Source organism: Pseudomonas fluorescens, from assembly GCF_900636825.1.
Taxonomy (GTDB): domain Bacteria; phylum Pseudomonadota; class Gammaproteobacteria; order Pseudomonadales; family Pseudomonadaceae; genus Aquipseudomonas; species Aquipseudomonas fluorescens_BG.
The window spans coordinates 2983626-3009436 of the sequence record NZ_LR134318.1; the positions used below are offsets into that span (position 1 = coordinate 2983626).

9 protein-coding genes are annotated in these 25811 nt (G+C 62.1%); 5 read left to right on the forward strand and 4 right to left on the reverse strand.

Annotated features, from left to right (window positions below; genetic code table 11):
* Positions 1-437: 437 nt before the first annotated feature.
* Together EL257_RS13495 and EL257_RS13500 are read right to left on the reverse strand one after the other, a co-directional pair.
* Positions 438-1259, reverse strand: a complete 822-nt coding sequence (locus EL257_RS13495) for a hypothetical protein (RefSeq protein ID WP_126363265.1) — start codon at positions 1257-1259, stop codon at positions 438-440.
* Positions 1256-3280: an AAA family ATPase gene (locus EL257_RS13500; protein WP_126363267.1), complete on the reverse strand. Its 2025-nt coding sequence runs from the start codon at positions 3278-3280 to the stop codon at positions 1256-1258. Before EL257_RS13500 ends, EL257_RS13495 begins: the two co-directional genes overlap by 4 nt.
* A gap of 1100 nt (positions 3281-4380) precedes the next feature.
* Here EL257_RS13500 and EL257_RS13505 point away from each other — a divergent pair.
* From EL257_RS13505 to EL257_RS13520, 4 genes are read left to right on the forward strand one after another with little or no spacing between them, the layout of a single operon-like run.
* Complete coding sequence (locus EL257_RS13505; RefSeq protein WP_126363269.1) at positions 4381-16098, forward strand: BapA/Bap/LapF family large adhesin; 11718 nt, start codon at positions 4381-4383, stop codon at positions 16096-16098.
* Positions 16099-16143: 45 nt separating this feature from the next.
* Positions 16144-17580: a TolC family outer membrane protein gene (locus EL257_RS13510; protein ID WP_126363271.1), complete on the forward strand. Its 1437-nt coding sequence runs from the start codon at positions 16144-16146 to the stop codon at positions 17578-17580.
* The gene (locus EL257_RS13515) at positions 17577-19739 is read left to right on the forward strand and encodes a type I secretion system permease/ATPase (RefSeq protein ID WP_126363273.1); all 2163 of its coding nucleotides are present in this window, start codon (positions 17577-17579) and stop codon (positions 19737-19739) included. Before EL257_RS13510 ends, EL257_RS13515 begins: the two co-directional genes overlap by 4 nt.
* Before the next feature lie 5 nt (positions 19740-19744).
* Positions 19745-20932 carry an HlyD family type I secretion periplasmic adaptor subunit gene (locus tag EL257_RS13520; RefSeq protein WP_419866624.1) on the forward strand — a complete coding sequence of 396 codons (1188 nt, stop codon included), beginning with the start codon at positions 19745-19747 and terminating at the stop codon, positions 20930-20932.
* Here EL257_RS13520 and EL257_RS13525 read toward each other — a convergent pair whose 3' ends face one another.
* Positions 20933-21454, reverse strand: coding sequence for a serine protease (locus tag EL257_RS13525; protein WP_232013109.1), 522 nt, complete (start codon positions 21452-21454; stop codon positions 20933-20935).
* A gap of 312 nt (positions 21455-21766) precedes the next feature.
* Positions 21767-23653 carry a sigma-54-dependent Fis family transcriptional regulator gene (locus EL257_RS13530; RefSeq protein WP_126363277.1) on the reverse strand — a complete coding sequence of 629 codons (1887 nt, stop codon included), beginning with the start codon at positions 23651-23653 and terminating at the stop codon, positions 21767-21769.
* Between the two features lie 243 nt (positions 23654-23896).
* Between EL257_RS13530 and EL257_RS13535 the strand changes: the two genes are divergently transcribed.
* Positions 23897-25720 (forward strand): NAD(P)/FAD-dependent oxidoreductase, encoded by a 1824-nt coding sequence (locus EL257_RS13535; RefSeq protein WP_126363279.1) that lies wholly within the window; start codon positions 23897-23899, stop codon positions 25718-25720.
* Positions 25721-25811 lie beyond the last annotated feature (91 nt).

Here is a 25811-nt window from a genome sequence, read left to right on the forward strand (position 1 = left end):
GGCTCCACTCCCCGGCTGATTTCACATCTTATATACTGAGGCGCAAGATTGTTCGAACTCGTGCTCATTCACCCCGTTCTGCGCACAGTCTAGGGCGAGGTAAGCCATGTGTTGGCAACCTTCACGCCTTCCAGTCTGCGCGAGTAGGCCGGGCTATATCCATTCTATTGCATGACCACCACAGCCAATGCCTGTAGGCGGTGATGCGATTTTTGGACTGCCCCGGCCCCTGTAGACATTTTCCAGCCTCAAAGTGAGGCACTTTCGAAGGCCTCAGGGCTGACGCCGCCCAGGTGACTGTGACGACGCGGTAAATCGCTTCAATGTAGCCGCCTGCGCAGAGTCTGTCCTCTGCGCGACAGGCTCATCCGAGATGCGACGGACGCAACTTCACAACTCCGAGCGGCCCCTTTTTGACTTGGTGCCCAGCAAGCCCCTCAAACGGGTAGATTGAGGTCTGCGATGTACTTGCTCATGTGCTTATGGATCAGCATGCGACTGAAGGCGACATAGGCTTCCTTGGGATCGAGAAACGAGACCAAATCTTCCAGATCGGCGCCAGGGTCTCTGTGTCCCTCCAAAGCATCCACAGTATGACGAATCGCGGCGCGTACCATGCGAGCATGGCGTGCGCGCATTTGCAGCAGCTCCGCACGGGCTAGTCCAAGGTAATAGATGCTGGCTTTACCCTTGGGGCTCGGCTCTCCATCAATCAATCGCGGCTCCACGCGCCCATCATCCAGGAATACAAGATGGTCGGCAGGATCATCGATGCAGGGGTTCAGCAGCAACGGTTCTTCCCTGAGAACAAACCAAGGCCCAGACGCTCGCTTTGTCTCATCAGCAAGAGGGAAGAAGTTAGCCTTCCCGATCACCCTCGCGTTGCCATCGCAATCATCCTGCGTCCTCGGGCGGTTGCAGTCAGCGCAGGACAAAAGAAGGTTTGGCCACTTAGCTGCCAACCAATAATATCCAGGTGCGACCTGTGCAGGCGCATCATCAGTCTTGGGGTAGACAACCACCTTTCCCTTTGGCCTATAGTGCTCCACGTCACCGGGCTGACTACCCGCCAACAGCGATTCGCAAAACATACATTTGCGCCCGAATAATTCCGCCAGCTTCTCTTTAACTGGATCGGCCGAGTACGCGTTGAATTTTCGCTCTTTAGGTTCGAGATTACGGTGCTTCCTCAGTTCTGCGAGCCCTTTCCGGACTAAACCTTTAGGAGTACTACCCTTAGGGCGCTCAACCTTGATCATTGCCCGCTCTCTACCCGGCCAGCCAATGGCGTGACCTGCTGCATGAGGAATTTGAGCTTCGACACAGTCGAGTCAGTAAAGAGCTGTACATTCGCAGCCGCTTCCGCAGGAATATCGACCGCACCTGTAGCGTCCAGCATCTGCAGAGCCATTCGCTCTCGACGGCTGCCGCCGAGGTAACGAGTGTCCGTTAGCTCCGCTACCAGCTCGGCAAGCGACTGCTCTTCCTCGACAGACCGCTCCGGCTTGCTCAACAGCTCTTCATAAGTCTGAATCTTGATTTCGAGCTCAGGATCCACTGTGCTGCGCAGTCCAAAATGCTCTGATGTAAGGAGCTGCTCAACCCTGAGCTTGGACACAGTGGGTAGGTTTTCGAGCGCGTAGATATGGTTCAGCCTGTCCCGCCGCAGCACTGCAACCTCACCTTCCTTCAAACCACGAAGGCACAGTGGGTCATGAGTGCTGTAGATGATCTGGGCACCGGGGAACGCTTCCCGTAGCGCCGGCAGACACTGGAGTCGCCAGGCCGGGTGAAAATGGTTACCGAGTTCATCGATCAAGACTATTCCTTCTGCCGAATCAAGCGCGGCGCCGGATAGCGAGAGCACCTGCATGATGTCCACAGCCATGCCGATCATGCACTGGTACCCGTCGCTCAGCTCATGGAGCTGGCGCCCTTCGATGCCGCCAACATTGAGACTTAAGGAGCCATCGGCAGCAATGATGACCTTCACCTGATGATCCTTCGGCATCAACCTGAGCAGTACTTCGTTGACCTCTTCCAGGCGCTTGCGATCGAGGCTTACCAGCCACTCTGATGGGTTAGTGATCGGGAGGAACGGGTCGAACAGGTTATCGATCTTCGCATGGTCTTTTCCGGGCTTTGCTTTGTGGCGCTTGGTTGCGAGCAAACGCGTGGCCCCATACGCCACAACCAACGAGCGAGAGTGCTCGTTGCTGAACCGGATCTTCTTATTGCGAGTGAAGGTCATCGAGACCTGATCGCCACCCACCAAGGTGACGACGACTGAACCCTCGTAGGATCCCGTAGCCAGAAGTTTGTTGCTGGTGCGACGAAGTGCTTTCGAATACGCCTCGCCGGACAACGCCAGTGCCAAAGCCCTCAGCACCGTGCTCTTTCCCGCTCCGTTCTCACCTAGCAACGCGTAACAGGGCGCGCTCGACGCGCCGGGTGCTTCTAGGTTGAGATCCAGGTGGTCGATGGGCCCAAAGTTTTTGGTCTCAAGCCGCGTAACGTATTGGGCTTTCGTCAGGTAGGAGTCCATGCCCTCCTTGGTCTCGGTATCAATCCGCTCGGTCGGTGCAGCAGCCTCATAAGTTGCAGGTTCATCCTCACGCTCATCCACGATGGGTCTCGGGAATTCCCATGAAGTCCTGCTGAGCTCAGCCGAGAGCTGACGCCATAGAGCGGCATGTGCGCGATGGTCGCTTTCCTCATGCCAGCTAGGTTTACCCGCTGTCATCAAAACCGCCTGCTCGCGGCGGGTTTGCACCAGTTGCCGACGATTGAGATCTAGCAAGTCAATCGTGATTTTTCCACGATCACTAAGCGGAAGCACGATTCCGTTGGACTCGAACTTAAGATGGAGATCGGGCTCATCACTACAGGGATCGATTAGGCCTGGCCTTTCGACCGTTACTGTTTCCAAGTACGGGCTATCTGGACACGAATGGCCCATTTGCGGGAAGCGTTTTGATTTGTAGCGATTACATACCGGGCAGGCCCAGTATAGGTTACGCCAGTCCGCTTGCAGGTGTGCGTAGTGCGGTTCTCCTCGCACACCGGCCTTGGGGCGGAAGCGTTCGATGGCGCCGCTGCCTCGATGCGCATAGCTCTCGCAGTAACAGCAGATGGGGCCGAAAACTTTTATTAAGTCGTCTGCCAGGTCACTTCTGTATTTTCTGAGGATATCATCGCGGTGAGGCCAACCCTTTGAAGAAGGCCCGTAAAGTTGCTCCCATTGGCTCCTGTCATCCGCAAGGAAAGGGATCAGATACACAGGGCACTCAGTGCGATGAATTGGGGTCACAGCGGCATCCTTGGCGGTGTCCCCGCGCAGTGCTGTCGGGGTGGCAGCGAGATCATACGCTGCCTAGATTGGGCAATGCCACTGTGCCATACGTCGCATTGAGCCCAGTCTAAAGAACACTTTCTCGGCGATTGTCACGTTGGCTTGCTGGCGGCGGTGTTTAAGACACTACTTTTCGTACAGTGCCTAGTAGATGCGAGCCCGGCGCAGCAACTCTCTCGCGGTAAGCCTGCAGTCTATTTTGGATTTATCTAACCTCCAAAGCGGAAGCCGTAGTGCGACACGTCGGTAGTCTTGTGAACATAAATCGATGAACAGTTTCCTCAACTACTCGTCCTGTACGCCCGTAGGACAACAGGTCTACCGGCTTGTGAACATCTGACATCGCCCACTAGTTAAATTATGTGTCTGCTTATGAATGGGCCACACCACCAGCTTCCGGATCAGGACTTCAGTAACCGCGAGCCCTTCACCTCACGTAATCACAGCTTACCTGGCTCAATTTCCGCCTTCGCTAGAAGCCCCCGAGGCTATGCGCTCGTTTCTCCAGTCCTAGTCCGCCAAAGGCACAGCCCTTCAACTCGAATCGCGTCCATCAATAGAGTTCGATCACTTCGACGTCCGATAGCAAGCGCACGATTCTTCCAGCAACTATCCTGCGGCCCTGGGCGTGTGGAACCCGATGACTCGGTTTTCCATTTCAAACCTCACCACGTGGCCACGTCTAACGAATTAATTCCTTCGATTAAAGTCCGCCACCGGACTTTGCCGCTGACCTGGATAGTTCAATATCGCGTTGCCATCACTTAATGTCCGATCCCGGTTGAGAATCAAATCTCATTGTCTGCGGCACCCATCGCAGACACATTTTGTTTCCTCTTGAAATCGATCAGGTCTGACGTTCCGACAAACGGGCCATAACTTAAGATCCTTTAATATCAGCTACCTACGTGAGACTTATCACGAACCACATATCGATTGTCAAATATCAGGCAACCCTTAGCCGCGCTCTTTATCTATGGTTTTTGACATATCAATGCGGTCCGCCGACGTATTAACAGGGAGTAGTAATGGACAACATCGTTATTGCCGACAAAGCCAGTTCTCAACTCACCGCTCAGAATTGGGGCAATGTTAATCTCAGTCAGCCTTCGGTTGTACAAATTCCGGTCAAGCCCGATCAGGTCGCTTCAACCAGTCGAAGCGGTCAGGATTTGATCTTGAATCTGAAGTCCGGCGAGCAGATCAAAATCACCAATTTCTTCGTTACCAGCCCCGATGGTGTTGCCAATGACATCGTTTTTCAGGGCGATGACGCTACGCTTTGGCAGGCGCGCTACAGCGCAGAACCGTTCAATGGCTTTACCTTCGATGAAATAGGCTCGCTCGATGAGTTGATCGCGGGAGTCGGCGTGGTTGAGGGCGCGACGTCGGCGTGGGCAATTGCCGGGTTGGGGCTGTTGGGCGCGGGCGGTGCGGCTGCGGCAACGGGTGGTGGCGGAGGCGGTGGTGGCGGCGGCAATGGCGATGCGACTCCGCCCTCCCCCGCGACCGGTTTGACCTTGTCAGCCGATGGTCGTGTGCTGAGCGGATCTGGCGAGGCCGGCAGTTTGGTGCAGGTTCGCGATGCGGCGGGCAATCTGCTGGGCTCTGGCACTGTCGGCGCTGACGGGCAATTCCAGATTGACCTGAACACCCCGCAAACCAATGGCCAACCTCTCGACGTGACGTTGACCGACGGAGCGGGCAACGTATCCACACCGGGTGTGATTACCGCGCCGGACACAACCGCGCCCACCGCTCCGGCGAATCTAACCGTGAGCGCCGATGGCACGCAACTCGGCGGCACAGGTGAAGCCGGCTCAACCATTCAGGTGCGCGCAGCCGGTGGCAGCTTGTTGGGAAGCGCTGTTGTGGCCGCGGACGGGACTTTCAGCGTCACGCTCAGCCCTGCACAAATTGGCGGTCAGCCATTGACTGTGAATGCCGTCGACGCGGCGGGCAATATTTCCTCCGGCGCAACGGTCAGCGCACCGGAGATCGTCGAACCGCAAACACCCGCCAACCTCGGGTTGAGTAGTGATGGCAGCCTGCTGAGCGGCATCGCCAGGGCCGGCACTACGATCGAAGTGCGTGCTGCCAATGGCGATTTGCTCGGGCGTGGTACGGTCGCCGCTGACGGCACTTTCACGGTTACCCTCGGCTCGGCGCAAGCCAACGGTGAAGTAATCAGTGTGGTTGCGCTGAATAGCGTCGGCGCGCAATCGCCTGCCGTGACATTCAACGCACCGGACATTACCGGCCCCGTTGCCGCGACGGACCTGGCCGTGAGCAGCGATGGCCTGTCTGTTACCGGCCGAGGTGAGCCCGGCAGTACGGCCAGTGTCACCAATGCCCAGGGCACCGTGCTCGGCGCGGCGTTGGTCGCGGCGGACGGTTCATTCACGGTGCAACTCAATGCGGCGCAAGTGGACGGCGAAGCACTCAACGTGCAGCTCACCGACGTCGCTGCAAATCCTTCGCCTGCGGTGACGGTCATAGCCGGCGATCTCGACGGCCTGACACAGCCCAGCGACATCGTTCTGAGCGTGGACGGCGCGCAGATGAACGGACGCGGCCAAGTCGGATCCACCGTCACAGTCCGCGATGCCAACGGCAACGTGCTCGGCTCGGCAGTGGTCGCCGCCGATGGTACGTTCACCTTGCAACTGAGCACGCCACAGAACAATGGCGAAACCCTGCAGATCAGCGCGAGCGACAGCGCTGGCAACACGTCCGCCCCGTTGACTTATGTGACCCCTGACACTCAAGGCCCGGCGCCGCTTACGGGCGTCACGCTGGACAGTCAAGGAGAGACCCTGACCGGTCAGGGTGAAGTCGGCGCCGCAATCACTGTGCGCGATCCAGCGGGCACTATCATCGGCACCGGCACGGTCGACATCGACGGCAATTTCAGCGTCAACCTCACGACCGCGCAGACCGATGCGCAGCAACTGCAAGTCATTCAGACCGATGCCGACGGCAACCCATCGGCACCGGTCAACGTGACGGCACCGGATCTGACGACCCCGGTTGCGGTCTCCGATGTAGACATTTCCGCGAATGGCGCTGTGGTTACCGGTGCCGGTCAGCCAGGCGCTACCGTTACCGTCATCGGCGCAGGCGACGTGGTGTTGGGCACCGCCGTTGTCGGTAGCGATGGCCGCTTTGAGATCAATCTTTCCTCGCCGCAAACCAATGGCCAGAACTTAAGTGTCGTGCAGGCTGATGCCTCGACGTCGCCTTCGCCAGCGGTGCCGGTTGAGGCCCCGGACATCCAGGCTCCCGCTGCGCCTGCGAATCTGGCGCTGGATGCAACGGGCAGCACGCTCACCGGTACCGGCGAGCCCGGCGCCACGGTGTCAGTCAAGGATTTGGCCGGCAACACGCTGGGCACTGCGATCGTCGACGGCAACGGCGGCTTTTCGGTCGCGCTGAACAGCCCGCAAACCAATGGTCAGCCGCTGCAAGTCAGCCAATCGGATGGTGTGAACGTGTCCCCCAATGCGCCGCTGACCGCCGCCGACACGACGGCGCCGCTGGCACCTGACAATCTTGCGCTGAACAACAATGGCGTGACATTGACCGGCACCGGGCAGGCCGGCAGCACCGTCACGGTAACCGCGCCGGATGGCTCGGTGCTCGGCACCGCGCTGGTTGCCAGCGACGGCAGCTTCACCGTCAACCTCAGCCCGGCGCAACTCGACGGTCAGGTGCTCAGCGTCATTCAGACCGATGCGAGCACCCTGCCCTCGCCGGTCACTCCAGTCACCGCGCCGGACATCACCGCGCCGCCAGTACCGAGCGGTCTGGACATCGACCCGGCGGGTGCCACTGTAACCGGCACCACGCAGCCGAATAATACAGTCCAGGTACTCGACGCCGACGGCAACGTCATCGGCACCGCCACGGCCGATGGCACGGGTGCGTTCACGGTCAACCTCGATACCGCCCAGACCAATGGCGAAGCTTTGCAAGTCGTGGTGTCGGACGGCACCAATGAGTCGTTGCCAGGCACTGTCAATGCGCCAGACGAAACGCCGCCAGCGCCGGTCAGCGATCTGGCACTCAACCCGGCGGGCAACCAAGTTTCCGGCCTTGCCGAGCCCGGCACGACGGTCACTGTGAGTATCGCCGGCGGAGGCCTTGTGCTGGGCACAGCAACGGCGGGGGCCGATGGCCGCTTCGTCGTCACGCTGGATCCACCGGCCGAGCCTGGCGGTAATCTGGAGGTGATCAGCACGGATCGCGGCGGCAACGATTCGCCGGCTGTTCCGCTGGCGGGTCTCGACGGTAGCCAGGTCGCGACCCCGACCGATCTGGTTTTGAACGCCGACGGTTTCACCCTGACCGGCGCGGGAACGCCCGGTTGCACGGTGACCGTGAGCAACAGCAATGGCGATGTACTCGGCTCGGGGCTGATCAACAGCTTCGGCCGTTTCACGTTATTGCTCAGTGCCAAGCAGATCAACGCGCAAACGTTGCAAGTGACCGCAACCAGTCCTGACGGCGATGTATCAATACCGGGTACGGTGACGGCGGCCGATGGCACGCCGCCCGAGGCGGTAACCGATCTACTGCTGAATGCCAATGGCAGTGCGATGACCGGCCGTGGCGAAGCAGGTGCGACAGTCACCGTAACCGACAGCAATGGCACAGTGCTGGGCACCGCGCTGGTTGCCAGCAATGGTACTTTCAGTCTGACGCTGACGCCGGCGCAGCTTAATGGCCAGACGCTCACCGCGATCCAGAGTGACGCCGCCGGCAATCCGTCGCAGCCTGCCAGCATCATTGCCACCGATCTGCAGCCGCCCGCCGCCGCAACCGGTGTCACCATCAACGACGTCGGCACCGTGGTCAAAGGCCAGGGCGAAGCCGGCAGCACCGTGACTGTTCGCGATGCCGCCGGTAACGTACTGGCCACAGGTGTCGTCGATCAGAGCGGCAACTTCCAGGTCACTCTGCCCAACGCGCAGAACACGGGCGAGACTTTGCAAGTCACCCTGAGCGACGCTAACGGCAATACTTCGACTGCCACTGGCGTGCTTACCGTCGACGGCACACCGCCAGCCGCCGTACAGAACCCACTTATCAGCGCCGACGGCGCGACGCTCACCGGCACCGGCGAAGTCGGTGCGACGGTCAATGTCACCAACGCCAGCGGCACAATACTTGGCAGTGCCGTGGTCGGCGCGAACGGTTCGTTCAGTGTGACGCTGGCGCCCGCGCCCACCAATGGTGAAGCGCTGGCGATCAGCCAGACCGATCCCGCCGGCAATGTGTCGCCATCGACCAGCCTCAACGCCCCCGACATCAGCCCCCCGGCCGCGCTGACGCAAGTCGCGGTGAATGCCGACGGCGTCACCGTGACCGGTCACGGCGAGCCTGGCGCCACGGTTTCTGTACGCAGCGCCGACGGCACCGTGCTGGGTACCGCGCAGGTTGGCAGCAGCGGCGCGTTCAGCGTTACGTTGAGCACGCCACAGCTGAATGCCGAAGTGTTGACGGTCACTCAGGAAGACCCGCCGGGTAACGTGTCCACGGCCGTGGAAGTGATTTCGGTGGATCTGACCCCGCCAGCCATTCCAAGCGGATTGACCTTGAACGCCGCCGGCGTGCAATTGGCCGGTAACGCCGAAGCAGGCAGCACGGTCACCGTGCGCGACAGTCAAGGCAACTTGCTCGGCACCACCACAGCCGCCGCCAACGGCACGTTCCAACTGACACTCAATACTGCGCAAGCCAACGGCCAGTCACTGAACGTGACGGCCACGGACGCGGCGGGCAATCCGTCCGCCCCGGCCATCGTCAATGCCGCTGACACCACCGCGCCTGTGGCAGCGAACAATCTGGCGGTCAGCGCCAACGGTGCGACGTTGACCGGTACCGGTGAAATCGGCGCGAGCGTGGAAGTGCGTGACGCCGGCGGTGCGCTGTTGGGAACCGCGACTGTCGGCAACAACGGCAGTTTCAGCATCAGCCTGTCGCCGGCGGCAGTCGCCGGATCGATGCTTGCGGTTGTGCAGGTCGATGCCGCAGGCAACACCGGGCCGGCGACACCGGTAACGGCGCCGGGCAATCTGGCGGAAAGCGCACCGACCAATCTGGCCCTGAGCGCCGACGGCCTGACCCTGACCGGCTCGGCAACCGCTGGCAGCACCGTGAGCATTCGCAATGCCTCCGGCGTGGTGCTCGGCACTGCCGTGGTCGCGGCGAACGGCACCTTCAGCGTTACCCTCAACGCGGCGCAAATCAACGGCGAGCAATTGTCTGCCGTGGCGACATCGTCCACGGGGGTCAACTCGTCCCCTGCGGATTACACCGCCGCTGACATCGCGGCACCGACCGCTCTCAGCGAACTTAGCCTGGCCCCGAACGGCACCACCCTGACCGGGCGCGGTGAAGCCGGCGCCACAGTCACCGTCCTCGGCACCGGCGGAGCGATCCTCGGCAGCGCCGTGGTGGCGGCCAACGGCACCTTCAGCGTGACCCTCAACCCGGCGCAAACCTCGGGCCAGACTCTGAGCCTGAGTCAGGCCGATGGTGCTGGCAATGAATCCAACAGCGTCAATCTGGTCGCCCCAGACCTGCTAGCCCCTGCCGCTCCCGCAGGACTGGCGGTCAGCAGTGATGGCGTAGTTTTGTCCGGTACCGGTGAGGCCGGCACCACAGTCAATATCTACAATGCGGCCGGAACGCTGGTCGGCACCGGCACCGTCAGCATCGACGGTACCTTTGCAGTCACCCTGACCACGCCGCAAGCCAACGGTGAGGCGCTGACCGTTTCGCTGACGGATGCGGCAGGCAATACCTCTACGGCCACGCCGTTCACCTCGGTCGACAGCACGCCGCCAGCGGCCGTGTCGCAACTGGGCATCAGCGGCGACGGCGCAACCCTGACCGGGCGCGGTGAACCGGGCGCCCAGGTGCGCGTCATCGACAGCGACGGTAACGTGCTCGGCACAGCGCTGGTGAGCCCGACCGGCACGTTCACTCTGACGCTGACCCCGGCGCTGACCAATGCTGAAGTGATCAACGTGGTGCAAGCCGACGTCACGGGCAATGACTCCCCTGCGGTGAGCCTGACCACCCCCGACTTCACCCCGCCTGACCCGCTGGCCAACGTCGATATCAATAGCTCGGGCGCACTGGTTACCGGCACTGGCGAACCCGGCGCGACGGTGACCGTGCGCGATGCCAACGGCACCTTGCTCGGCACCAGCGTCGTGCTCGCGGACGGCTCGTTCAGCGTGACCCTCAACCCGCCGCAAATCAACGAGCAGATCCTCAACGTGCAACAGGCCGACCCGCCCGGCAATGTCAGCGCGCCGGTCCCGGTCACCGCGCCGGATCTGACCCCGCCCGCCACGCCTGAGAACCTGCAGATCAATGTGCCCGGTGACGTGCTAACCGGCCGCGGCGAAGTCGGCGCCGAGGTCAGCGTGACGCTGGCCGATGGCACCGTTCTGGGCACCGGCACGGTCGGCAATGACGGGCTGTTCCAGATCACCCTTGTACCGGCGCAAACCAATGGCGAAGCGATCTTCGTCGAACTCGCGGATGCCGCCGGCAATACCTCGCCTGCCGGCACGCTGGTGGCCGTAGACAGCACGCCACCAGCGGCACTTACGGATGTTGCAATCGATACCAACGGCAGCGTGATAACCGGCGCCGGCGCGGCGGGTTTCCAAGTGGTGGTGACCAACGCCGTCGGCACCATCCTCGGCACTGGCACCGTGGCGGCCGATGGCAGTTTCAGCGTGACGCTGAGTCAGCCGCTGCTCAACGGCGAAGCCTTGTCGGTCATCCAGCGCGATGCAGCGGGCAATCCCTCGCCCGTGGCACCCGTTACTGCGCCGGACGCTACCGCACCGGCCGCCCCGACCGGCCTGCAGCTTACGTCTGACGGGCTGACGTTGACCGGCAACGGTGAAGCCGGCGCTACCGTGCGCGTGGTCAACGCGACAGGCACGGTGCTGGGCTCGGCAATCGTGGCCGCCAATGGCTCGTTCAGCGTGACCCTCAATCCACCGCAAGTGAACGGGGAGTTGCTGAGCGTCAATCAGACGGATCTGGCGTCGAACATTTCACCGACAGCGCCCTTGCAAGCGGGCGACACCACCGTTCCACTGGAAGTCGCCGATCTCATCGTCAGCCAGGACGGCTTGACTGTGACCGGCACTGGCGAGCCCGGAGCAATTGTCACCGTGCGCGACGGCGCGGTGGTGCTTGGTACTGTGACGGTGTCTGCAAACGGCAGTTTCAATGTCACCTTGTCCGCAGCGCAAATCGATGGCCGCACACTATCGGTAGTACAGGCCGACGCGAAAAACAATCTGTCCGAACCGGCATTGGTCGACGCTCCAGACAGCACGGCACCGCTCACCCCGACCGTCACATCGCTGGCCGCCGATGGCATCCTCCTCGCGGGGACTGCCGAAGCGGGCAGCACCGTGACGGTATTGTCTGCCACCGGTACGGTGCTGGGTACGACGGTAGCGTTGGCCGACGGCACCTACACCCTCGAGCTCGATCCGCCGCAAACTAACGGCGAGGTATTGTCGGTGATAGCCACCGATGAGGCGCTCAATGCATCGCCAGAATTGCTCTACCCAGTGGACGACAGTACCGCTCCGGACGCTGTCACCGGCCTGACCATCAGCGGCGACCTGACCCAGCTCGCCGGGCGTGGTGAAGCCGGTGCCAGCATTGAGGTGACCGACGCGCTGGGCAATCTCGTCGGCACCGCCACGGTGGCGGCCAACGGCACATTCGTGGTCGACCTGCCACCGGGCATTACCGCCGGCCAAGTGTTGACGGTGAATCAGACGGACCTGGCCAACAACGTTTCCGATGACGCCATCCTGAACGTGCCGGCTGTTCCGGCGCCGGATGCGCCGGACAATCTGCTGCTGTCGGCCGATGGCGTGACGCTGACCGGCACGGCGGCAATCGGCACTACCATCAACGTTTTCGCGCCCGACAACAGCCTGATCGGGACGGCTATCACCGGTCCCGACGGCACGTTCAGCGTTGTCCTGACGCCTGCACAAACCAATGGGCAAAGCCTTGAGGTCACGGCGAACACGGCACTGGGCGGCGCATCGCTGCCAACCGGAATCACTGCCGGTGACACCTCGGCGCCCGCACCGCTCAGCGATCTGGCGGTAAACGCCAGCGGTACACTGGTGACCGGTCGCGGCGAAGTCGGCGCAAAGGTAACGATCACCAGCGCTGGCGGCGTGCTGTTGGGTGAAGCGGTAGTCGGCGCAAACGGCACGTTCAGCGCACAACTCAATGCGCCGCAGGTGAGCGGTCAGCAGCTCAACGCCACTCAAACCGACGCTGCCAATAACATCTCGCCGACGCTGCCGGTAACGGCGCCCGACTCCACCGCTCCGGCGGCACCGACCGCGCTGGTGCTCGGTGGCGCTGGTCTGGTGCTGAACGGCCTCGGTGAAGCCGGCGCCCTCGTCACCGTGCGTGGCGCCGGTGGCACGGTACTGGGCACCGCAACAGTGGCGGCGAACGGCACGTTCTCGGTAACCCTGTCCTCGGCGCAACTCAATGGCCAGCAACTGGTCGTCAGCCAGAGCGATGCGGCAGGCAATGTTTCGCCGTCGACCAACCTCAGCGTCGCCGACACAACAGCGCCGGCAGCCTTGAGCAATGTGGCCTTGAGCGGTACCGGGCTGGCAGTCAGCGGCAGCGGTGAAGCCGGCGCCACAGTCAGTGTGACCAATGCCGCCGGTACGGTGCTCGGCACCGCGGTGGTCAATGCCGGTGGCACCTTCACTGTGCAGCTGTCCAGCGCCCAGCTCAACGGCCAGCAGCTCAATGTCCAGCAGGCGGACCCTACGGGTAATCTTTCGCCGGTGTTCAACCTGACCGCCACTGACACCCAAGCACCGGTCGCGGCCAGCGGTCTGGCGCTGGCGGCCAATGGTCTGACGTTGAGCGGCACTGGCGAAGCGGGCGCGACGGTCAACGTCTATGGCCCCGGTGGCGCGCTGCTCGGCACCGCGACCGTAGGCAGTGGCGGCACATTCAGCTTCAACTTGAACACCGCGCAGTTGGACGGCCAGCTGTTGACCGTGCGACTTGTCGATCCGGCCGGCAACCTGTCGCCCAATGCCAGCCTGACGGCGCCAGATGTCACCGCGCCCGGCGCACCCACTGGCGTCAGCGTCAATGGCAGCGGCACCTTGCTCACCGGTGTCGGCGTGCCCGGTTCGACCATCAGCGTCCGGGGTGTCGGCGGTGTGGTACTCGGTACCGCCACCGTTGCGGCCAACGGCAGCTTCTCGGTGGTGCTCGCCTCCGCGCAGATCAACAGCCAGGTGCTCAGCGTCACTCAGGCAGATCCGAGTGGCAACGTGTCGGCAGCGGCGAGCGCAACCGCGCCCGACCTGACGCCGCCCGCTGCGGCCACGACGCTGTTGGTCGGCGCCGACGGCCTGACCGTCACCGGCACCGGTGAGGCCGGCGCAACCGTGACCATCAAGTCGGCCAGCGGCACGGTGCTTGGCACCGGCACGGTCAACAACCTCGGCGTGTTCAGCATTGCGCTTAACAGTGCGCAGATCAATGGCGAGAAACTCACCGTCAACCTCAGCGATGCGCGCGGCAACGTCTCGGTTGCCGCCAATGTCACGGCGCCGGATATCGACGTCAATGCGCCAGTGGTCGCCAGCGATAACCTTGCTGTCGGCGCCGTCACGCTGGCCCCGGTCACCGCGTCGCAGACGTTCAACGATTCTTTCACTACGCTGCTGGCCGGGTTCTCGAAAACCTTCACCTTCACTGTGGCCGGCGGCACGCAGCTTGACCCAACCCTGACTTTGACCACCGGCAGCCTGGTTTCCCTGCTCGATGGCGTGGTCTATACCCTGCAGGTTAAAAATGCCAGCGGCAACTGGGTCACCCTGGACGTCAACGGCAGCGGCGGTCTGCTCGATCTGATTGCCTTGACCGGCCAAGGCGTGCGGGTCGATATCGGCAATCTGCTGTCAGGCGACTACCGGTTGACAGTGTCGAGCACCGGTATCGGCGTGCTGACCACGGTCAATACGCAGCTGCAACTGGACGTCAGCAGCCTGACCCAGTTCAACGGTATCGCCGGGCCAGCCGTGACCGGCAACGTCATCACCAACGTCGGCGTCGATGGCACAGCCGACCAGACCGGCCCGGACAACGGCGCGCAATTACAGATCTTCAAGAACGGCGCCTGGGTCAGTGCCGGGGCTGGCACCACGGTGCAAGGGCTGTACGGCACGCTGACCATCGACGCCAGCGGCAACTACAGTTACAAGCCCAACGGCAGCGTCAGCAGTGTCGGCAAGGTCGACGTGTTCAACTATCAGTTGGTGCACCCGAACGGCTTGAGCGACACCGCCAATCTGTACGTGCGCATCGACAGCCCGCAAGCCACCGAAGTGTGGAATGACGCCAACCTCGGCAGCCCGGCGCTGGTGGTTGATGCCACGCCGGACATCGCTTCGACTGACGTAACGCTGGCCAACCGCGAAGTCACCACCAATTCCAATCTCGGCACGTTCAACGTGCTACTGGGCGGCGGCAGTGGCAACTACAACACCGTAGTTGCCGCAGACACCGTCAGCGACCTGACTGTGGTGGTCAATTCGAGCAACCTGCTGGCGCTGCTCGGTTCGATGACGGTGGGCCTGTACAAACTCAACACTGCCACCAACCAATACGTGCTGGTCAAAAGCTACGGTGGCAACGCGTTGCTCAATCTTGGCGGCGGCAACTACGGGATCAAGTTCGATGACCAGACCGCCGGCAGTTATCAAGTGCGGGTGGCGGTGGGCGGCCTCGGCCTGCTCACCAGCGTCAATACCAGCCTGATCAACGTCGCGACCTACAACAACCAGTTTGTGGTCGGCAGCTACACGCCGGTCTCCGGCAACCTGCTCACCGACACTGCCGGTGGCGGCGCCGATGTGTTGGGTTCGGTCTACACCTTGCTCAGTGTGCTCGTCGCCGGCAGCTACGTGGCGCCGGGTTACAACGGCGTTTCGCTGGTCGGCAACTACGGGACTCTGGTGGTCCAGGCCAACGGCAACTACACCTACACGCTCAAGGCCGGGCTGACCGATGCGATCATCGGCCAGGAGGACACGTTCACCTATCAGCTCACGCATCCGAACGGCACTGTCGACAGCGCGACGCTGACCATCGATCTGAACAGGGCCGGCGCTTTCGCGACGACCGCGTTCTCGGCGCTGACCAGCGATGACCTCGGCCTGGCTCATGCGGCTGGCAGCGAGCTGATCCAGGGCACCGACGGCAACGACACCCTCGACGGCTCGCACGGCGGCGCCATTTCGCTGCAAGGCGGAGCCGGCGACGACACGCTGATCATCGCCGACCAGCAGTTCACTTCCGTGGATGGCGGCAGCGGCACCGACACCCTGCTCTGGGCCGGAGGCGACGTCTCGATCAACCTCGGTGATCTGCAGAGCAAGATCGACAACGTCGAAATCCTCGACCTCAACCATTCCAGTGCCGTGTCACTGACGCTGAACCTCAGCGACCTGGTGGCGATCACTTCCGCTGACAACAACACACTGCTGATCAAGGGTGACAGCCGTGACAGCGTGCACATGACCGACAGCTGGACCGCCGATGGTACGCAGCAGGCCGACGGCATCGACTATGTTCAATACACGGCGCAGGAGGATCCGAGCCACCACTTGTGGGTGCAGAACGGCATTCAAGTGGTTTGAAACAAGACATCAACAACGTCCGTCTCTCAACAGTAAGGGAAGTCTGTGGAGTCAGTTTTTCGCCAGAAATGGCCGGTGGTCTTGCTGACCATCGGCCTCTACCCCGCTTTCACCGTCGGCGTTCGCGCCGACGACAACCTCGACAGCAGCTTGCGCAGCATCAGCCCGTCGCAACTGCAACAACCGGCAGGCGATGGCGTCCGTCAGCGCCCTGCCCCGGCTTCGAAGGCCTCCGCCGATGCGCAGGCGTTGGGCCTGGAACAAGCCGTGCGGCTGGCCGTGGACTGGCATCCGCGGATCGGCGAGGCCATTGGCACGCTGTTCCAGCAAGGCGAAGGCGTCAACGTCGCCGAATCCGGTTACTACCCGCAAGTCACCGGCGGCATCAAGGGCGGTTACACCAGCGGTTACGGCAGCGATGCCGGCAGCCAGTCAGTGAATATTTCGCTCAAGCAGATGCTCTACGACTTCGGCAAGGTTTCCAGTGCGGTTGATGCTGCCCGCGCCCGGGTGGCGCGCAGTCAGGCCGGGATTCTGCTGGCAATCGACGATGTTGCCCGCGACACCGCCAAGGCCTACATCGAAGTGCAGCGCTATCAACGTCTGCTCGACGTCGCCCGCGAGCAGATTCAAGGTATCGGCGGCATCGTCGACCTGGCCAGGCAACGCAACGACATGGGCGCCAGCACCCGTTCCGATGTGGTCCAGGCGCAATCCCGCGCCGAAGGCGCCACCGCTACGTTGCAGGAATTCAAGGCGCAGTACGCGCGCTGGCAGGCCACTTTGACCAGCCTGCTCGGACGGCGCACGCCGCCCGCGGTCAGCGAAGCGCCAGCGCCGACGCTGAGTCAGGCCTGCGATGCTTCGCAGATCTCCGATGCCCTGCCCGCGGTTCTGCAAGCAGCTGCGCAACGCACCCAGGCCCAGGCGGAACTGGCGCAGGCCAAGGCGGAAGCCTACCCGACCCTGTCGCTGCAACCGTCGGTCAATCAATACCTGGACGACCATTACGACGATCAGAACTCGCGGGCCGATCGCACCCAGGTCGGGATCTTCCTCAACCTCGAAGTGCCGATTTATCAGGGCGGCGCCATCAGCGCCCGCAGCCGCGCCGCTGGTCACGCTCTGACCGCAGCGGACTCAGCCGAAGACTTCGCCCGCCTGCAAGCACGTCAGGGGCTGGATGAAGCCCAGGCGCAGACGTCAGGGCTGAACCGCCGGCTGCGCTCGCTGGAATTTCGCCAGACCAGCATCACCGAGGCGCGCATGTTGTATGGCCGCCAATACCTGGAATTGGGCACGCGGCCGCTGCTGGACTTGCTCAATGCCGAACAGGAAATCCACCAGTCGCGCTTCGATCTGGTCAACACCCAGGCCGACCTGCAACGCCTGCAGATCGACTGTTTCTACAACAGCGGTGCGATTCGCCGGGTTTTCGGCATCGACCACAGCGCCATCCAGAATGTCGAGATCCTGCCATGACCGACGCCAGCATCACTATCCCGGAACCCGTCGCTGCCGAAACGCGTGAAGATTACTCGCCGTGGCTGGAGGCAGTACTCAAGGTTGCGCGCCATTATCGCCTCGACGTTTCCCCGGAAAGCGTACGTCTGGCGTCGGTACACAGCGAAGGCCGTGTCGAAGAAGTGGTCCGGCACATGGCGCGCCAGGCCGGTTTAAGCGTGAAGTTCGCGGCGTTCGACAACAAAAGCCTGAGCCGTTGGCGCACACCGCTGGTGGTGCAACTGCGCGATGGTCAGGTCGGCGTGCTCGAAAGCATCGGCGAGACTGGCGAGCTGGGAATCTGCTTCAGTGGCGACCAAGGCTTGCAGAGTCGCATGGACCCCGCTGCTCTCGCCGGGCAGGCCCTGCGCACGGTGATTTTGCGCCCGACTCAGCCTGTTTCCGACGTGCGCACCAACGACTACATCAAGCCCTACGACGAGCACTGGTTCCGCCGTATCGTGCTCACCGACCTGCGGCCCTACACCCAAGTGATGATCGCCTCGCTGGTGGCCAACCTACTGGGGATGGCCGGGGTGCTGTTTTCCATGCAGGTATACGACCGGGTGATTCCCGCCGAGTCGTTGCCAACACTGTACGTGTTGTTCGGCGGCGTGATGCTCGCCCTGCTGTTTGATTTTGTCATGCGCATTCTGCGGCTGCGCATCACCGATGTGCTGGGCAAACGCGCTGACTTGCGGGTTTCCGATCTTGTATTCGGCCATGCCTTGCGCCTGCGCAATTCTGCCCGGCCGAAATCCACCGGCTCGTTCATTTCGCAGCTGAGAGAACTGGAACAGATCCGCGACCTGATCACCTCCAGCACCGCCACGGCACTGGCCGACATGCCGTTCTTCCTGCTGTTTCTGCTGGTGTTCTATTTGATCGGCGGGCCGCTGGTGCTGATCCCACTGGTGGCGCTGGTGTTCATGTTGCTGCCGGGTATCGTCGCGCAACCGCGTCTGGCCAGACTGGCGAACGCCTCGATGCGCGAAGCCGCGCTGCGCAACGCCATGTTGGTTGAAAGTATTCAGGGCCTCGACGACATCAAGGCGCTGCAGGCCGAGCAGCGCTTCCAGCAACAATGGAATCAGTACAACGCCGCCTCGGCGGACAGCAGCCTGCGTTTGCGTACGCTGACCAATAGCCTGGTGGCCTGGACGCAGAACGTGCAAGGCGGGGTCTTCGCCGTAGTGATCGTGTTCGGCGCGCCGATGGTGATTGCCGGTGACCTGACCACTGGCAGCCTGGTCGCGGCGTCGATTCTGTCATCGCGGATGATGGGGCCGATGGCGCAACTGACCCACGTCCTCACCCGTTGGCAGCAGGCCAAAGTTGCACTCGAAGGCTTGAACCGGATCATGCAGATGCCGGTGGATCATCCCGAAGGCAGTCAGCGTGTACACCTGCCGGCCATTCGCGGCGACTACCGAATGCGCCAGGCGAGTTTCCGCTACAGCGAAGAATCGGCCCCGGCGCTCAACGCCATCGACGTGACCATTCGCCCCGGCGAGCGCATCGCCCTGCTCGGCCGCAACGGCGCCGGCAAATCGACGTTGCTCCAGGCCTTGGGCGGTGCGATGGATCTGAGCAGCGGTGAAACCACGCTGGACGGCATCGCCATGGCGCATCTGGATCCGGCCGACCTGCGCCGCGATGTCGGCCTGCTGTCGCAACAGGCGCGGCTGTTTCACGGCACCCTGCGCGACAACATCACCCTCGGCGCCGGTCAGGCCAGTGATCAGGAAATCATCGCCGCGCTGAACGTCACCGGTGCGCTGGATTTTGTCCGGCAATTGCCCAAGGGCATGGACCACTTGGTGCTTGAAGGTGGATTGGGCCTGTCGGGCGGTCAGCGCCAGAGCCTCTTGCTTTCGCGGTTGTTGCTCCGCCTGCCACAAGTGCTGTTGCTCGACGAACCGACGGCTGCGCTGGATGACGTCACCGAACGTCTGCTGCTGGAAAAACTAGCGACGTGGACCCAGGGCCGAACGCTGGTGGTCGCCACGCACCGGGTCAGTGTGTTGCAACTGGTCGAGCGGATCATCGTCCTCGACAACGGGCGCATCGTTATTGATGACCATCGCGACGCGGCCCTGGCACGGCTGCGTGCACCGGGCAAAGGAGTGGCGGTATGAAGCCGATGATGACGGACGTGCCGGATCCGATGTCCTACCTCGACGGCCGCGATGAGCGTGCGCTTGCCGGCGGCGCCAAAGTGATCTGGGGTTGCGCGCTGATGCTCGCCTGCTTCGTCGCGTGGGCGGCGTGGTTTGAAGTCGTTGAAGTCTCCACCGGCACCGGCAAAGTGGTGCCCAGTTCCCGAGAGCAAGTCATTCAGTCGATGGAGGGCGGCATCCTTGAACAGCTCAATGTCAGCGAAGGCGCATTGGTCGAGCGCGGCCAGATCCTCGCCCAACTGGATCCGGTGAAGAACCAGTCCAATGTCGGTGAAAGCGCGGCCAAATACCGTGCGGCACTGGCCAGCGTCAATCGCCTGCAAGCGGAAGTCAGCGAAAACCCGCTGACGTTCGATCCGTCGCTGCAAGAGTTTCCCGATCTGATCCGCGCCGAAACCGAGCTTTACCAGACCCGGCGCAAGGGGCTGGCGGAAACCCTCGATGGGATTCAGAGCTCGTTGAAACTGGTGCGCAGTGAACTGGCGATTACCGAGAATCTGGCGAAGATCGGCGCGTCGAGCCGAGTCGAAGTCCTGCGCCTGACTCGCCAGCGTTCGGAGCTGGAATTGAAGGCCACCGAAGCGCGCTCCGATTACATGGTCCGCGCCCGCGAAGACTTGGCCAAGGCCAACGCCGAGGCGCAGATGCTCGAAGCGGTGATCCGTGGCCGTACCGACTCGCTGTCACGCCTGACCCTACGCTCGCCGGTGCGCGGGATCGTCAAGGACATCGAAGTCAGCACGATTGGAGGCGTGATCGCGCCCAACGGCCAAGTCATGCAGATCGTGCCGCTGGATGAGCAATTGCTGATCGAGACTCGCATCTCGCCGCGCGACATCGCGTTCATTCACCCCGGCCAGGCGGCGAAAGTGAAAATCACGGCCTACGACTACTCGATCTACGGCAGCCTCGACGGCGAAGTGGTGACGATCTCGCCGGACACGATCCAGGACGAAGCCAAGCCGGAGATTTTCTATTACCGCGTGTTCATCCGCACCGCTTCGGATGAACTGCGCAACAAGGCCGGCAAACGCTTCGCAATCGTCCCCGGGATGATCGCTACGGTGGACATTCGCACCGGCGAAAAAACCGTGCTGGATTACCTGATCAAGCCGCTCAACCGCGCCCGCGAAGCGTTGCGCGAACGCTGATCAGCGGCTGGCCAGCTTGGTCGTCGGCGGCACAGTCGGAGTGATGCTGGCCTGATAGCGCGACCACTCGCGATTGATCTCCGCGTATGGCAGGAAAATGCTCACGCGCGGTTGATCGAGCAGATCCTGGCGCTTGAGGCGGCTGACGTCATCGCGTGTTAAAAACGCCACGTTGATGCCAACCACTTTGCCATCGGCGGAAAACACCGGCCCGCCGGACATGCCTTTGGCCAGCGCGCCATTGTGGGTGCCGTAAAGCACGTTGCCCTCTTTGACGTCGAGGCGAACCATGGCCGGCAGTGCCAGGCCGGTGCCCTTGACTGACATGTACAGCGAATTGAACCCCACCGAAGTCAGCTCTTCGCCTGGCGTGTAGCCGCGCCACGCCGGCACGCTACTGGCTTTGTGACGGAAGAACTGCACGTCTGCCTTGCCTTTGAATACCGCGCCCGACAGATAAGGAATGTGCTTCACCGTGACGGCGAAGTCTTCATTCCATTGCACCGCCGAACCCATCAGCACGTATGGCAAAGGCGCGCCTGAGTGAACGACAAAGGCTTGGTCTAAAACAGGATCCTGAACAAAAGCGACTGGCATTCCATTGCACCCGCTGAGCAGCATCGACGCTGCAACAAGTGACGTGAGGGGGCGCATTCTTGGCACATTTCAGGTGAGGGAAGGTGCTGCAATATGTCATTGCGCCATCACCTGTAGCAATAGCCTCAGCCTACCACTGATCGGATAGCGATATAGTCAGTCAATGATTGGATCCAAGCAAACGGCTGCTCTTGCAGTCGATTGGCGCTAATATGCAGGCAACTCCAGCGACTTGCTTCAAACCGGCCGTGCGATACCGTGCTGGCGCAATTTTCGGTAGAGCGTATTGCGACTGATGCCCAGACGACTGGCCACACGAGCTACATGCCAGTGCTCCGCCTCGATCAAGCTCAGCAGGGTCTGCCGTTCGGAAACGCCCAGCGGATCCTCAACAGGTTCGTTAGTGGCTGGAAGTAATTCTCGTACATCGTCCAGCGTGACCCGCCCTTCCACTGCCAACGCCACCAGCGTACGCAGACTGGTGCGCAATTGCCGAACGTTGCCTGGCCAAGGCTGCGCCAGCAGGCATTCCCTGACCCCTGCGTCCAATCGCACAGTGGCGCCGGCCGCTTCTTCGCGCAGCAGCAGGTCAAGCAGACGGCCCTTATCGGAACGCTCGCGCAACGGCGGCAGTTCCACGGCAAAACCGCCAATGCGATAGAACAGGTCCTCGCGCAGACGACCGTCGGCCACGCAGGCTTGCAGATTCTGGTGACTGGCGCTGATCAAACGTACATCGAGCGCGCGAGGGGTTGCGCTGCCCAGCGGCACTACCTGACGCTCTTCGAGGACGCGCAGCAAACGTGTCTGTAGCGCGAGGGGCATGTCGCCGATTTCGTCGAGAAACAGGATGCCGCCGTGTGCCTGCTCGAGCTTGCCGACCATGCCGTCCTTGCGGGCGCCGGTGAAGCTGCCGCCGCGATAGCCGAACAGCTCGCTTTCGATCAACGTCTCGGGAATCGCCGCGCAATTGATCGCGATAAACGGCTCGCCGGCTCTGGAGCTGGCACGATGCAACGCCGCTGCGAACGCTTCTTTGCCGGTGCCGGTTTCGCCCTGCAGAAACACCGGCACATCGCGCTCAAGCACGCGCAACGCGCGGGCAAATCCGCGTTGCAGGCGCGGGTCTTCCAGGCACACGCGCTCATCGTTGATTTGAGGGGCAGGCGCAAGGGTCAATGGCGCCGGGCGGATCGGTTCACGCAACTGGCCGTAGAAGAGGCGTCCGTCTATCAGGCGCATCGGCCAGCAGACGTGCGCCTGAGCACTGGCGTGATTGAGCAACTGTTCCATCGGTGTTTCCAGCAACATGGTCAGCGACTGCCCGACCATTTGTTCGCGGCTCAAGCCCAACAGATCCAGCGCCGCCGCATTCACCGAGCAGATCCGCGCACTTTCGTCGAAACTGAGCAGGCCTTCGCCCAGCAGCCCGACGAACCCGGCGTCCGGATGAAACCGCAGCAAATAGCGCTGCGGATCGTGGCCGAGGAAAAAACAGCTCTCGATCAACTGGGCCGACAGGTTGGTCAGGGCCATGGCCTTGAAGCGCTGTTCAAGGCTGCTTTCCTCGCGCACGGAAGACAGGTTGAGTACGGCGAGCAACTCCCCGCTGGCGTCGAATATCGGACTGGCCGAACAGGTCAGGCCGGCGTGTTTGCCACGGAAATGTTCGTCGCGGCGAATGGTCACGTGCTGGCGCTCGACCAGGCAGGTGCCGACGCCGTTGGTGCCCTCATGTTCCTCACTCCATACCGAGCCGAGCCACAGCCCGGAGCGCTGGAACTCGTCGCGTTCGCAATCGTTGAATACGCTGTCGATCGCCACGCCACGCGCATCGGTGAGCAGTACAACGTGGCCGTCGCGCCCGAGTTGCTGGTGCAGGCTGTTCATCTGCCAGTGCGCTACGCAAATGATGTGTTCCAGTGGCGCGCGGTGTTCGCGCAGGCGTGCCTGTTCGAGCACATCCGGCGCGCGGTGGCTGGCGGGGTCGAGCTGGTATTGGTCCAGGCAGCGCCGCCATGAGCGGGTGATCGCCAGGTCTGCCGTCGGACTTGGGCTGGCAACAGAGCCCTGCACCACTTGCAATACCTGCCGTGCGTGGGCGTTGATCGAGGCCGGTTTCATTGTTGTTCTCCGCTTCGGTGAAGACACGGGTCTGTCCGCAGCTTAGATGAAAAGCCTGCCGCCAGGGAATTTCGCGCCGAGTGACACAGTGTCATCGGCAATTCCCGAATTCGTGACATAGCACCCGAGCCATTCCTCTTCTAACTTTGCGTCAGCCGCTCTGGCACGCGCTTTAGAGAGAGATGGCCCAAGCCTTGCTCTGGTGCCGTGGCTTACCAAAACAACAAGATCGGGAGTGGCCCCATGAACATTGCTATCGAAACCCCTTTGCAAACGCCAACAGCGCAACTCGCGGCCTGGGTCGAGCGCCTCGGCGAACGCCTGGCGCAACGAGATGTGGACGGCACGCTGGAATTGTTCGCCGAAGAATGTCACTGGCGTGACTTGCTGCTGTTCAGCTGGAACCTCGTCACCCTGGAAGGCAAACCGGCGATCCGCGACATGCTCGAAACGCGCCTTGAGCAGACCCGGCCCGAGCGCTGGCAAATCGAAGGTGAAGCCACGCTCACCGACGGCGTGCTCGAAGGCTGGATGAGCCTGGAAACCGATACGGCACGCGGCAAAGGCTACGTGCGTCTGAAGGACGGTCTGTGCTGGACGCTACTGACCACCATGCGCGAACTCAAAGGCTTCGAAGAGCCCAGCGGTCGCCGTCGGCCGATGGGCGCCAGTCATGGCCATGCCCACGCCGACAAGCGCAACTGGCTGGAACGTCGCCGCGATGAGGAAGCGGCACTGGGCGTCACCACGCAACCGTACTGCCTGATCATCGGCGGCGGTCAGGGCGGACTCGGTCTCGGCGCGCGGCTCAAGCGCCTGGGCGTACCTACACTGATCATCGACAAGGCAGAGCGTCCCGGCGATCAATGGCGCGGACGCTACAAATCGCTGTGCCTGCACGACCCGGTCTGGTACGACCACATGCCCTACCTGCCCTTCCCCGACCACTGGCCGGTGTTCACTCCGAAAGACCAGATCGGCGACTGGCTGGAGATGTACACCAAGGTCATGGAACTCAATTACTGGCCGCGCACCGAATGTCTCGCCGCCACGTTCGACGAACAGAGCGGCCGCTGGACTGTAGAGTTGCTGCGCAATGGCGAGCGAATCACCTTGCAACCGGCGCAACTGATCCTCGCGACCGGCATGTCTGGCGTACCCAACGTACCGGTGTATCCCGGCGCTGAGGATTTCCACGGCCAGCAACATCACTCCAGCCGCCACCCCGGCGGTGACGCCTGGAAAGGCAAACGCGCGGTGGTCATCGGCGCGAACAATTCTGCCCACGACATCTGTGCCGACCTGGTGGAAAACGGCACCGAGGTAACCATGGTGCAGCGCTCCAGTACGCATATCGTGCGCTCGGACAGTCTGATGGAACTGGTCTTCGGCGGGCTCTATTCAGAAGACGCGCTGGAGTCTGGCCTGATCACGGACAAGGCCGATCTGCTGTTCGCCTCGATTCCATACAAGGTCATGCCGCAATTTCATCGGCCGATCTTTGACGCGATCAAAGAGCGCGACAAGGACTTCTATGAGCGCCTGAGCCGGGCCGGTTTTATGCTTGATTTCGGTGACGACGAGTCGGGCCTGTTCATGAAATACGTGCGCCGTGGCTCCGGTTACTACATCGACGTCGGCGCGTCGGAGCTGATCGCCAACGGCACGATCAAGCTCAAGAGCGCGCCCGGCCTCGGTGTCGAACGCATCGAAGCAAACGCGGTGGTGCTCACCGATGGCAGTCGTTTGCCGGCCGACCTGATCGTTTATGCGACAGGTTATGGCTCGATGAACGGCTGGGCGGCGAAACTGATTTCTCAGGAAGTTGCGGACAAGGTCGGACGCTGCTGGGGGCTGGGCTCCGGCACCACCAATGATCCCGGTCCGTATGAAGGCGAACTGCGCAACATGTGGAAGCCGACGCAGCAGCAAAACCTCTGGTTTCACGGCGGCAACCTGCACCAGTCGCGGCACTATTCGCTGTACCTGGCTTTACAGTTGAAGGCGCGTTTCGAAGGCCTCGACACCGATGTTTATCGCCTTGCAGAGCGGCATCATCTGGGCTGATTTCTCAAGTGAACGTTGGTCGGTACACGTGGCAAGCGCACCGGCGATTTGGAAACTGCGTGCTTGGGTATCTAACCCGAGCACGCTTCAG

Coding starts and splice junctions, on each gene's coding strand:
- EL257_RS13495 (WP_126363265.1), bottom strand. CDS start 1,259: ATGATCAAGGTTGAGCGCCCTAAGGGTAGTACTCCTAAAGGTTTAGTC.
- EL257_RS13515 (WP_126363273.1), top strand. CDS start 17,577: ATGACCGACGCCAGCATCACTATCCCGGAACCCGTCGCTGCCGAAACG.
- EL257_RS13505 (WP_126363269.1), top strand. CDS start 4,381: ATGGACAACATCGTTATTGCCGACAAAGCCAGTTCTCAACTCACCGCT.
- EL257_RS13530 (WP_126363277.1), bottom strand. CDS start 23,653: ATGAAACCGGCCTCGATCAACGCCCACGCACGGCAGGTATTGCAAGTG.
- EL257_RS13520 (WP_419866624.1), top strand. CDS start 19,745: ATGATGACGGACGTGCCGGATCCGATGTCCTACCTCGACGGCCGCGAT.
- EL257_RS13535 (WP_126363279.1), top strand. CDS start 23,897: ATGAACATTGCTATCGAAACCCCTTTGCAAACGCCAACAGCGCAACTC.